Origin of the sequence: Vibrio rotiferianus CAIM 577 = LMG 21460 (assembly GCF_002741985.1) — a bacterium.
Classification (GTDB): domain Bacteria; phylum Pseudomonadota; class Gammaproteobacteria; order Enterobacterales; family Vibrionaceae; genus Vibrio; species Vibrio rotiferianus.
Genome location: NZ_APHW01000108.1, coordinates 280,879 through 293,205, shown reverse-complemented (window position 1 = coordinate 293,205; position 12,327 = coordinate 280,879). Strand labels below are relative to the sequence as shown.

Genomic DNA, 12,327 nt, shown 5'->3' with positions numbered 1-12,327 from the left:
GTGCGACATTGGCCTTTATCGGGTGCACAAGGAGAAAAACATGAATGCGATCGTCGACGTCGAAGTTGGTCAACCGCTGCAACACAAGTTAGATAAGCTCAAAGCCGCATACAATGCTGAGCCTTATCCAGCTTTAGAGGTAAGAAAGCAAAAGCTGAACCTTCTTAAGCAGACTATTTTGAATAACCAGCAAGCGCTGGTGGAAGCCTTAAGTGCCGACTTTGGTTACCGCTCTGAATTTGATACGGCAATGACGGATGTATTGCCGACGGTTGCCCAAATCAATTACACCCTAAAACGCCTCAATAAATGGTGTAAGCCAAGTCGCCGTCATGCAGGTTTGTTACTTGCTCCTTCAAAAGTCACCGTTGAATACCAACCGGTTGGCGTGGTTGGCATCATCTCTCCTTGGAACTTCCCAGTCATTCTCAGTTTATCGCCATTAGTGACTGCGCTTGCTGCGGGTAACCGAGTGATGATGAAACTCTCCGAATTCACCCCGATGACCAACAAAGTGATTTCTGAGATTTGCCGAGCGTTACCTGAAGATGTTGAAGTCGTAGAAGGCGAAGCGGAAGTTGCACAAGCGTTCAGCAAGTTGCCATTTGATCATCTGTTGTTTACTGGCTCAACCAATGTGGGTCGCGCGGTTGCTCGTGCTGCAGCGGAAAACTTAACCCCAATTACGTTGGAGCTCGGTGGTAAATCTCCAGTCATCGTGGCGGATGACGCTAACTTGAATAAAGCGGTTGATGCGATACTGTTTGGTAAATGCATCAATGCCGGACAAATCTGTGTTGCGCCAGATTATGCCTTTGTACCAGAGGGAAGAATCAACGAGTTTGTCGCACTGTTTCTACAACGTTTTGAAGCGCTGTACCTCAACGGCCAAAACGACCAAGGCTTTACTCATATCATCAATCAACGTCAGTACGACCGCTTAAAGGCAGTATTGGAAGATGCCAAAGTCAAGGGCGCAGAAATACACACCGTGTCCGAGACGAGCGCAGAGGGCCGATGTTTGTATCCGCACCTAGTGACCAATGTTTCCGAAGAGATGACCATTATGCAGGAAGAGATTTTTGGTCCTCTTATGCCAGTCAAGCCTTACCGTGATATCCAAGAGGTCATCAGCTACATCAACCAGAATCAACGCCCACTTGCTCTATACATCATGTCAGAAGATAAGAGTGTTATTGAGCGTATTACCCGTAATACCCACAGTGGCGGGGTTGGGGTGAATGACACCATCTTACACGTTGGTGCGGAAGACGCGCCGTTTGGTGGTATTGGTGAATCTGGTATCGGCCACTACCATGGCGAGGAAGGTTTTAGAACCTTTAGCCACGCCAAAACTGTTCTAAATACACCTACGTGGTTACCTCGTGTGGGTATGTTGATGGAGCGTCGTGGCATGGCAATAAAAGCATTACAGAAACTCTTTATGCGTTAACGCTACTGATATTGGACCATCTACGAATAAGAAAACCGCCCAGTGAGGCGGTTTTTGTTTGTTGTTAACTCGGGGTGTTGAAGTAAGTTAATGGCTACCTAAACATTCGGTAGCCATTGATGGTATTACTCTACGCAGCTCCAGCCTGTGGTATCGATCGAGTTAATCCAATCGGCAATTAACTGAACACCTTCATCGTGAACAACGTGTCTGCCTAGTTCTGGCATCATATTACCGTTGTCGACATTGATGCGGTAGTGCAGCACAGAGTTTTCTGGATCACCCGGTACAATCACATACGGAGATGGACCTTTGTGGAAGGTGATTCCACGAGCACAGATGCCCATTTCACTGATCCCTTCACGCCAGTATTCAAACTTGAACGGGTTGCTCGCCGCTTTGCCTTCGGTGCGGTGACAGTGCGCACAGTTCACATCCAGATATGCTTTGGCATAATCCAGTAGCTCAGTATCCGTTAGATTACTTGCTCCCGCTTCGGTATCAAAGACAGGGGTCTTAGGTAAGTTCTCTGGCGTATCTGGTAAAGCTTCTGTAAATAGCCCCAGCGTTTCCCAATGTACAAGTTGGTTGACTGGCGAGCCATCAGAGACATCCTGAACACTATTTAGGTTACGTGCTTTAGGACCAATAGGAGAGAAACCTTTTGGCTGTGTGTTACCAGTAGGATCGGAGACATCAGATTCTACTTTGTGACACAAGGTACACTCATTTCGGCTTGGTACTTCATAAGTGAAATTAAGCGTTTCGCCATTATGTTCTACGCTGCGCTCAAAGGGTACCGATACCGCAGTCAGGTAAGCATCGGTTTTGTCTTCGTTCCAGACGTAAGGCAGGGCAATCCAACCGCTGTCACGACGAATCAATAGGCGAGTTTCAATGAGCTCTTCATTTTCGCGACGGGCATTTGCTGTGCTTGAAGGTAGCGCAAAGGTTTTGATTAACACGGTACCTACTGGGAAGTCGAACACCTCTTGTTCACGATAGCTTGCAGAGGCTTCGTTCGGCATCACAACAAAACGGTATTTGCGTGCGTAGTCAGTAAAGAGTTCAACGTTCATCTCATACAAAGTACCTTTCGCAGATGCCGCTAAGTTGAGGTTTTGTGTTGGATCTTTGGCATCTTCAAACAGATTGTATTGCGACAAGCTCACACAGTTTTCACCGTATGTCGCGCTTTCACGAGTAATCGCATCCCAGTTGATACCCGTCACGTCGTCTAGGGTACAGCTTGCGTTGCCAACGATACCGTTTGGTGTATCTGGGTTATCAGGATCCGTCGCTCCGTCTTCGGTTTGATTGTAGCCATACACAACACCATTAATTGTGACGGTATTGATGTCTAATGGCGTCTTAGAATCACAACCTGTAGTAAGTAGCGTGGTTTGCTCGTTCTCGTATAAGAAATCTGCATTGGCTGGGTTTTCCGCATAACGACCAATCGCTGTTGGGTCCATGTTATCAACCAACACACCAACACTTGCGCCATTATTGACTAAGCAGTTGCTGTCTGCATCGGTAAACTCGGTAAGGTAATTCCAGTTGGTTGTTCCTGTCATACCGTTGAGCGCATCACGCAATGGTGCAAACATTTGTGAACGAATCAGTGACTCACCTGCGCCATCGTAAAACAGAGCAGGGAAGGCTTGATGATTTAACGTATATGCCAAAATCATATCTTCAATCAGGGAACCATTTGGATTGGCACCTGTGTTGGTAATGGTGTTGTCGTGGAAATACATGTTGGTCGGAACAGGGTTCCAGCCCTGCATAACGGCATTGCCTTCAGATGTCCCATTGAGTGGGCTGTAAGCGTTGGGATCGCCATTCACCAACAAGTAACTCGTCATCGCAAGTGCCATCGAGTCGTGGTTAGTAATCGTGTTGTTGAAGAACTCACTATTACGACCGGACAAAATGACGACGCCAGTACCAGGAGGGACGATGCCCACCACGCCACAGCCGCCAAGCCCATTTTGACACGTGGTATCAACATAGTTCTCTAAGTTGTTGTCACGAATGACGTTATCAAAGATACGTACATCATCAATTAAGCGACTAATAGTGGTCGCGCCCGGTAGGTCAAACAGCAGCACACCGCCCGTGTTTCCGAGCGCTAAGTTGTTGTAGACATCCACGTTCGAACTGTTTTCTATCTCGATACCCGCGATGTTCTTTTCCGCTACGTTGTCACGGATAACCGCTCCGATGGTTTGACCCACATAGATACCCGCGTCGGCACTGCCGTAACTCCATGTATCTTCAATCAAGACGTTTTGAGATTTTACTGGATAGATGCCGTAAGTACCGCGTAGGTTGCCATCTTCGTCACGTGCACGAGGTACTTCGAGCCAAACCGCCGCGACATCACGAATAATGATGCCTTCAACCCCGTCAGCTTTAAGACCGTTCTTAGAGGCTTCCGAAATTTGGAGATCGGAGACGGTGATGTTCGAACCACCACTGATGGCAATACCATCTTTGCCATCCACGCCACTGAAGTCGAGGTAGGTTTGGTCGATACCTGTACCACGTAACACGAGGTTATTCTTCGAATCGACCGTCAATTGATTGTTCATTTTGAAACAACCGGCGGGGAGTGTTACCACGCTGTTGTCTTCGGCAAGTTCGACTAGGTTTTCAATCGCGGTGACTTGTTCCGCGCTCGCCCATTCCTGACCATTGCCACATAATTCTGGTGTACCGTATTCAGATAATTCATAACCGCTAGAGGTTTGCGGTTCGTCATAATCGTCACTGTTACAACCCATCAAAAGACTGGAACTGATGAGTGCAGCGACAACCGTTTTGTTTATTCCGTGCATGATTTGCTTCCCTGTAATTAGTGTTATTGACTCAGTCAGGAATAATTAGAAAGAGTGGTTGTATTGGATTCCGTATATGTACGCATCACCTTCGGAGCGATAGGCGATATCCACGCCCGGTAGAGCGTGCGGCTCAAGCGGCTCAGTGAACGTGACTTCTTCGGCATCAATAAAGGTGAAGCCAAAGTCGATTCGGCTGTTTTGATTGAAGGCGTAGGTGGCCCCAAAACTGTAATTGATTCGGTCTGAATCTGGCAAACTGATGCTCTTGTCGTTCACGTTAGGCGTTTCGTCGTAAGCAATACCGGCGCGCAGAGTGAAGGATGTGTTGAGTTGGTAAGTCGCACCAAATGCGTATTTGAAGGCGTTCTCGAAGTTCTCATCCTTTTGTAGAACTTCTTGCCCATCTACGGTAGCGCGGATTTCCTCAAACACATCCTAACCCGTCATCATCACGCTGTAGTGGATAGCCAGGGGTTCGATAATCTGATGGAAACCAGAGAATTCAGTGATGCTCGGCAGATTGAGGGTTAAGTCTCCCGTGACAGTTTGACCCGGCATCGAAATTTCGCTCGGAACATCTGAGTAATAATCGCCTTCAAAATCTACATCCACTTTAGAGCGATAGCTTAATCCGAAGCGATGCTTCTCGTTGATCTCCCAAAGCGCGCCGAGGTTAAAGCCGTAACCCCAACCATCACCATCGAGTGATTTCGCCACGTCGGTACGAGCAAAATTTGCGCCCGTATCAGCATTAATCGCATCGGCAAGAATACCCAGTGTGCGCGTGAGCTTGGCTTTACCATAAACAATGCTAGCGCCAGCACCAACACTGAACTCGTCATTGATTCGGTAGGCGATGGTAGGATTAAAATTAATGGTTTCTAAACTGGTTTCCCCACCAATCGGTCCGGCTAAATAGTCATCAGGGTATTCGGTTGCCAACCCAAAGTCAGTGAAGATACCAAGCCCCCAGGACCAAGAGTCATTGATTGGGGCAGCGATATAAAATGACGGCACAACCACATTGTCAACGACGTCATTGTTGGTTAGCTGATTATTGAAGGAATCTGAAGGGCCGTTACCCGTTACGCGAACCTCAGGCATGATGTAAGCGGCACCAACGGACAGCTCATACGAATCGAACATCGTAATGGCAGCCGGGTTATGTGCGACCACTGATGCGCCATCAGCAATGGCGGCTTCACCTGCATTGGCACGCCCTAGACCTGCAGCAGAATGTTCAGATAATTGAAACCCGGCAGCGTATAAGTTAGGGGAGCTAAGCGCTATGCCTATTGCAAGCGCGAGTTTTGCATTCCTTGTCTTCATATCACTCTGAAACTCCATGTGTTTTTAGGATGCGTTTTAAATAAAAGTGCTGATAAATCCATATCGGGGTGAATCGGTTGTTCACTACACACTCGGCTCAAGCATAAAAACAATTAACATACTTGTAACATTGAATTTCAGAATTTGTTATTTCCATCTCATATAACTATCAGTTTGTAATTGCCGTCCTAACTATCTGTAAATGTTATACTTAGGCGATATTTTTCTAAGGCTTCCATTTGATGAAGCTCCTCTTTACTGTTTGATGTTCGCTTAAAAAGCGATGTTTAATTGTTAGCGAATGGTAGATGGTAATAAAGTGAATTTAGTACGATTGTTTTAAACGTGTGTTTAATTGAATTTTAAGGCTCAAAGCGAAAGTTGGCGAAAATGGCGCAATTTATCACTGAATCGCATGCTAAACTTTATGAGTGATTAGAGCTTTTACGTAAGTGTCGAGGAGCATATGGAGCTGTATTTCTTAGGGACGTCTTCTGGAGTTCCAACAAAATCCCGTAATGTTTCTGCGACTGCTTTGCTGGAGAGCAAGGGGAAAGGGTGGTTTCTAGTTGACTGCGGAGAGGCGACTCAGCACCAATTGCTACACACTCCGTTATCACTTAATTATTTGCAAGCCATCTGTATTACCCATATTCACGGTGACCACTGTTATGGTTTACCGGGGTTGCTCGCGAGTGCAGGTATGAATAACCGTAAAGATCCTCTGACGATCATTGCGCCAGAGGGGATTAAACAGTGGTTTGAAGCGACTCAAGCGTTCACCAAACTCTACCTGCCATTTGAACTTCACTTTATTGAAGTAGAGCAGTTTGATTCGATTGAAATTGGTCAGTTTACGATTACCGCAACTGCACTTTCACATCGCGTTCCTAGCTTTGTTTTCTGTTTTGAAGAGTCAACCATTCGCATGTATCCAGACATTGATAAGCTTGAGCAATCGAACATTCCGAGGGGACCTATCTGGGGAGAGCTTGTGCGGGGCAATGATGTGGAGTACCAAGGTCAAACCTTAATGAGCAAAGCATTTACTAAGTTTGCTCATGCACCGAGAAAAGCGATCATTTGTGGTGATAACGATAGACCGGAAAAGCTTGATGGTCTGATTGAGGGCGCGCATCTGTTGGTACATGAATCAACGTACTCAGAAGCGATGAAAGAGCGAGCGGGAGAAGTCGGGCACGCTTATTCATCACAAGTCGCCAATTACGCGCAGGCAAAACAAGTCCCGAACTTAATTCTCACTCACTTTAGTCCTCGCTATCAGTTCAGCTCTGAAGCGGAGGTATCGATCGAGCAGATTCGGAAAGAAGCTCAAACAGCTTACTCTGGTCGCCTCTTTCTTGCTCATGATCTCGCACATTATCGAATTGACAGGGCGGGTGTAGTTGAGGAGGTTAAAGATGCTGAGAGTAAGGGTGAATAAAGGCTCTTGCTGTATGAGCAATTCAAAATGTAATCGTCACAACAAGAGCCAACATTGTCTATATATCAGGTTTATCGTAGCCTGATGCTAGTGGAATACTTCACTACTAAAGCGTAGAAAACGACTTTCTCCCATCAGTTCACGGAACGCTTCTTTATCTAACTTAATCAAGGTTTCGTGATCGCCTGCTTCCAAATACACATGGTCTAAGTTGGCAAGCATTTCGTCGCAAATAGTTGCCATGTGATAAGCGCCTCCGACGGGTGGTATTGCACCGTTATCGCAATCGGTAAATAGACGGTAGACTTCGCGCTCTTTGATTAAGTGGAAAGAGGCATTGAGCTCGTCATTCAATCGAGACAAGCTGATTTTATTATTCGCAGGCAAGACAGCCATCATATGATGACCTTGGTGATCTTCTAAAATCACGCCTTTTGCCAAGTTATTGAGAGGGATACCCGCTGCAACACCGCTTTGCAGCGAACTATTACTATGACTGTGATTCACAGTTTGAAAGTGAATATGATGCTCAGTCAAATAGTGGTCGAGCCGGGTTGACATGGTCATGTTAGCCTCCAGAGTGTTGATACCCACATAAAGTATAGGTAAATCTTTATTCTCCTGACGCATTACTTGAGCTGTTCTACGCTTACTGAAAGCCAGCCACAGAGTATGGCATTGAAAAAGGGAAGCAAAATGAGCAAACCAGTAATAGCGGATAACAAACCCATCAAAGTTGAGCTTGTGCAAGGGCAAGAATATTACTTTTGTCGATGCGGGCGATCTAAGAACCAACCTTATTGTGATGGCTCCCACGCCGGAACCGATTTTAAACCCATGAGCTTTATCGCTGAGAAAGATGAAGATGCGTATCTGTGTCAGTGTAAACACACCGCAAATGCGCCTTTCTGCGATGGGACACATAAGCAGTTTACCTCTGAGCAAGTGGGACAAGAAGGTCCGGGTATCCAAGCAGGAAATAACGAGATCCCGATTGCAGTGGCGACGCAAGAAGAACCCACGGTTGAGTTTATTCACCAACTGGCAAGAGAAGGGCTATCAAAGTTAGGGCACCATGGACCGATGACGGCGATGGGTGTGCCTAGAGACCAATTGCCACATTGGGATGACCTGCAAATGATGGTCGCACAAATGGCAACCAAACCTCTGATGGAAGATGTGCCAGTCAAAACCGAATTGGTGATTGGTCCAAAAGCGAAGAAGCCGCTGGTACTAAAAATTCCATTGTTTGTCTCTGACATGAGCTTTGGCGCATTATCAGAAGAAGCTAAAATCTCACTCGCGAAAGGTGCGGAGTTAGCCGGAACCGGAATTTGCTCTGGAGAAGGCGGCATGCTGCCAGAAGAGCAAGCAGCGAACTCCCGCTATTTCTATGAATTGGCAAGTGCGCAGTTTGGTTATGACGAATCTAAGTTGCTCAATGTTCAAGCCTTCCACTTTAAAGGTGGGCAGGGAGCAAAAACTGGGACTGGTGGTCATCTACCAGCCAATAAAAATGTTGGCAAAATATCGCAAGTGCGTGGCATTCCCGAAGGGCAATCTGCGATTTCACCACCAACGTTTAAAGATCTGCATACTGCAGAAGATTTCAAAAAGTTTGCTGATCGGGTACGTGAAGTGACAGGTGGTATCCCGATAGGCTTCAAGCTCAGTGCAAATCATGTCGAAGAAGACATTCAGTTCGCACTCGATGCCAGTGCGGATTACATCATTTTGGATGGTCGTGGAGGAGGCACGGGTGCAGCGCCTGCGATGTTCCGTGATCACATCAGCGTGCCAACCATTCCAGCTCTCGCCAGAGCAAGGCGCTATCTGGATGCACAAGGTGTGAGTGACCGTGTCACGTTAATCGTTACGGGTGGGCTACGTGTTCCAATGGATTTTGTAAAAGCGATGGCGCTTGGGGCAGATGGCGTTGCGATTTCTAACAGTGCGATGCAGTCGATAGGTTGTGTAGCCGCGAGAATGTGCAATACCAACAATTGTCCTGCAGGTATTGCAACGCAAAAAGCCGACTTAAGACAGCGGTTGAATGTGGATAAAGCCTCGGTTCAATTGAAGAACTTCTTTGAAGCCTCGGTTGAGTTGATGCAAGTAATGGCAAGGGCGTGTGGGCACGATGATCTTAGCAAGTTTAATCAACACGACCTCGCCACTTGGAATCGCGATATGGCGTTGCTTTCTGGGGTGAAATACGCGGGCGTAGACAAGCCTTAACGTTTCTCTTGCTCTGATTAGCGCCTCTTTTACTCTGGCTGCAATTTGTGCGATTGATAATCGAGCTCATATGGACCATAATATTAAGACCATTTGGTCTATAGGAGCTCAGTATGGCAACGGCAACATTAAAAAGCTTTAAACCGAAGCCGCCTCATAAGGCAAACTTTTGGTTTATGCTGGGCATTGAAGATGCCGAAACCGGTCGTACCGATGCGGTTCATAAAGGCTTTGAGCCAAAGGTATACCGTAATATCGTCGAGCGTGTGAAGCTTTCTCAAAGCGAATTCCAACACGTCACATTGATCCCGGTGAGCACCATCAAACGTCGACTCAAAAACGAAGAGCGCTTCAACACGCAAGAGAGTGATGCCATCTATCGTTTAGCGATGCTACTTAAGCTAGCAACAGAACTGTTTGATGATGAAGAGCGCGCACTAGGCTGGATGCGGGAAAATGTTTATGGCTTGGGTGGCAAGCGCCCATTAGACATGGTTTCAACCACGGTTGATTTTGAAATCGTCAAAGATTTGATTGGACGACTAGAGCACGGGGTATTCTCGTAATATGAAGCTCTATCGACTGACTCAAAAGAAGTTCTCTGAGTCTCCATTTAGCCCAATCGGTGCCAAGCTATACGGCGGGCGATGGAACTCTAAAGGAACCGAAGCACTGTACTTTTCTCAATCCGAATCTCTTTGTTCGTTAGAAGTGTTCGTCCATGTAAACAACGATCCTGCGATCACCAAGCTTTACGATTTATATCGTATTGAGATGCCGGAATACTTAATTGCCGCACTGGATGAGGAAGATCTGCCGGTCACTTGGCGCTCCATTCCTGCTAATGAATCCACACAATACATCGGTGACCAGTTTCTCAACGCTCCACACCCTGAGTTTGCTGCACTGCAAGTGCCTTCGACAATTTCTCCTCGTGACAACAACTACGTCGTCAATCCAAACCATCCCAAGATGAAAGACATCTTGAAGAAAGCAGAGAAGCTTGATTTTGCTTTCGACCCAAGAATCTTTAAATAAAAAACTCAGCGCCTAGAGTAGCGCCGAGTTTTTCTTTCTCTCTTTTTCCATTGGGTTAATGCTGAGCAGTTAACTGTTGATTGCTCATTACTTCTTTCTGGTAGCTGCCTAATACGATCTCTGCGCCTTTGTAGGATAGGTGGTTCGCATCGGTGTACATGGCGTTGTTATCGCCTACCTTCATTGCACATTTGCCTTGCTGACAGATGTAACTGGTAAGGTCGACAAACTCCACATGTTCAAATTGTTCAAAATAGTGAGCCAACGTAGCCACGCGATGTGGGTGTGATTGCCTTGGCGTGAAGTCACATTCATTACCAGTGTTGTCTCCAAACAGTCGCGCTTTCCACAAACATTCACCAATGGCATGTGGTGCGGAAGGTGTTGGACCAAAGACCAGAACCTCTCGGCCTTCTAACTCGTTCAAAAGGCGAGTGAGCGAAGCTTGGTAGTCTTGTTTGGATAGCTCTTTATTGAAGTTAGAAGAAATCACCACGAGACGGATAGAAGGGGTATTCAAAATGGTTTCTATTGCATCAGTGAAGAAATTGCTGCAAGACAAATGGTTTGCACCTGAAACCTTATCGACATAGCCAACCGCGCAAGAGTCTTGCGTAAGTTGAACAACCCCTGTTGGTGTGTCATTCGCGAGTTGCTGTACAAAGACCATGCTGTGGCTGTTACCCAATACAGCGACAGTAGGCTGGGAAGATGAGGAGCAGGTGTCATTGATGCCGGTATTACCGTTACATGCGATGCCGTAGCCGTTGTTCACGCGCATGGCTTCGAAAAACGCGCTACGGTCGGGAAAGCCTCCGTTTTTATGGCCGACGACACCAAAAGCAAGCAGTGGCAGGGTAATGAATACAAGTGAGGCAGTAAGTGTGCTCATGCCGATTTTCTTGCGGCTACGGAAAGGCTTTTCAACAAAGCGCCAAGTTAGGTAAGAAAAAGCAAATAGAGCCACTAGATAAAACGCGAGACTGAACTCTTGTCCGGCAGTCAGTACATATCGATAAAAAACCAGCAACGGAATGTGCCACAAGTAAAGGCTGTAGCTGATCAACCCAACAAAAACCACCGATTTGAGACCTAGAGCTTTACCCAGCGTGTTGTCTTTGGATGAGAACAAGATGATAAGCGCGGTACCAATCACAGGGATTAACAGCATTAGCCCGGCGCCATCTTTTGATTTATCGAACAACAAGGCGGAGGCAAGCACCAGTGTTAAACCAATCATGGCAAGTGTGTTGTTGGGCTTGATGACGGTTTTACGCATCACTAGGGCAATCAGAGAGCCTGCTGCCAACTCCCAAGCTCGGGAGAAAATCATGTAAAAGGCGAAATCAGGATCACCACTGGCGTACCAAATAGTCATCAAACTTAGTGCAAATACTGCGATGAAGAAGGTGAGATAAGACATGAGCTTTCCACGTGCCAGCAACATAAGCAAAAGAGGGATCACAATGTAATATTGCTCTTCGACACCTAAGCTCCAAGTATGAAAGAGTGGGTTGGCTTGCTCTTCCAGCCCAAAATAATTGTGGCCTTTGAGGTACAGCAACACATTAGAAGCGGACAGAATGGAAGACACAGAAAACTCGCCCACCTCTTTGTGTGCGTGGGGAAGGAACAACCACCAAGAGAGCAGGTAACATACTGCAATAACCAGCAGTAGTAAGGGCAAGATCCTACGAATACGGCGCTCGTAGAAATCGGAAAGGCTGAATTGGTTCTTATCTAAATCGTTTATCACAATAGTGGTAATTAGGTAGCCACTGATCACGAAGAACACGTCTACGCCGATAAAGCCACCAGCAAACGCTTCAATGTCTGCGTGGAAAAAAATCACCAATAGGACGGCAATCGCTCTTAATCCATCAATCTCTGCTCTGTATGTCATTGCCTTTCTCCCTAGTCAACGACATACCTAACGCAAAATGCGCACCAAAATTTGGTCGTTGAAAATCAGAGTGTTA

At 46.6% G+C, this 12,327-nt stretch carries 8 protein-coding genes and 1 pseudogene; 5 read left to right on the top strand and 4 right to left on the bottom strand.

What is annotated here, in order from left to right; all coding sequences use genetic code 11:
• Window positions 1-40 precede the first annotated feature (40 nt).
• A complete protein-coding gene (locus B853_RS23700; protein WP_038886611.1) occupies window positions 41-1,453 on the top strand; it encodes a coniferyl aldehyde dehydrogenase in 1,413 nt (470 codons plus the stop codon).
• A 125-nt stretch (window positions 1,454-1,578) separates the two neighbouring features.
• Here B853_RS23700 and B853_RS23695 read toward each other — a convergent pair whose 3' ends face one another.
• Together B853_RS23695 and B853_RS23690 are read right to left on the bottom strand one after the other, a co-directional pair.
• Window positions 1,579-4,296, bottom strand: coding sequence for an SO2930 family diheme c-type cytochrome (locus tag B853_RS23695; protein WP_038886612.1), 2,718 nt, complete (start codon window positions 4,294-4,296; stop codon window positions 1,579-1,581).
• Window positions 4,297-4,341: 45 nt separating this feature from the next.
• A pseudogene (locus B853_RS23690) lies at window positions 4,342-5,628 on the bottom strand (outer membrane protein transport protein).
• A 466-nt stretch (window positions 5,629-6,094) separates the two neighbouring features.
• Here B853_RS23690 and B853_RS23685 point away from each other — a divergent pair.
• Complete coding sequence (locus B853_RS23685; RefSeq protein WP_038886614.1) at window positions 6,095-7,072, top strand: ribonuclease Z; 978 nt, start codon at window positions 6,095-6,097, stop codon at window positions 7,070-7,072.
• Between the two features lie 87 nt (window positions 7,073-7,159).
• On the opposite strand, the gene B853_RS23680 is transcribed toward B853_RS23685, so the two are convergent.
• Entirely contained in the window at window positions 7,160-7,639 is a 480-nt protein-coding gene (locus B853_RS23680; RefSeq protein ID WP_010452123.1) for an aminoacyl-tRNA deacylase, read from the bottom strand.
• 129 nt (window positions 7,640-7,768) lie between these two features.
• On the opposite strand from B853_RS23680, the gene B853_RS23675 reads away from it, so the two are divergent.
• The 3 genes from B853_RS23675 to B853_RS23665 all read left to right on the top strand — a co-directional run bounded on the left by B853_RS23675 (window position 7,769) and on the right by B853_RS23665 (window position 10,348).
• Window positions 7,769-9,310, top strand: a complete 1,542-nt coding sequence (locus B853_RS23675; RefSeq protein WP_038886616.1) for a glutamate synthase-related protein — start codon at window positions 7,769-7,771, stop codon at window positions 9,308-9,310.
• Between the two features lie 113 nt (window positions 9,311-9,423).
• Window positions 9,424-9,876 (top strand): type II RES/Xre toxin-antitoxin system antitoxin, encoded by a 453-nt coding sequence (gene parS, locus B853_RS23670; RefSeq protein WP_038886617.1) that lies wholly within the window; start codon window positions 9,424-9,426, stop codon window positions 9,874-9,876.
• 1 nt (window position 9,877) lies between these two features.
• Window positions 9,878-10,348, top strand: a complete 471-nt coding sequence (locus B853_RS23665) for an RES family NAD+ phosphorylase (RefSeq protein ID WP_038886619.1) — start codon at window positions 9,878-9,880, stop codon at window positions 10,346-10,348.
• A gap of 55 nt (window positions 10,349-10,403) precedes the next feature.
• Here B853_RS23665 and B853_RS23660 read toward each other — a convergent pair whose 3' ends face one another.
• On the bottom strand, window positions 10,404-12,251 hold the full coding sequence (locus B853_RS23660) for an acyltransferase family protein (RefSeq protein ID WP_038886621.1): 1,848 nt from the start codon (window positions 12,249-12,251) through the stop codon (window positions 10,404-10,406).
• Window positions 12,252-12,327: the final 76 nt, after the last annotated feature.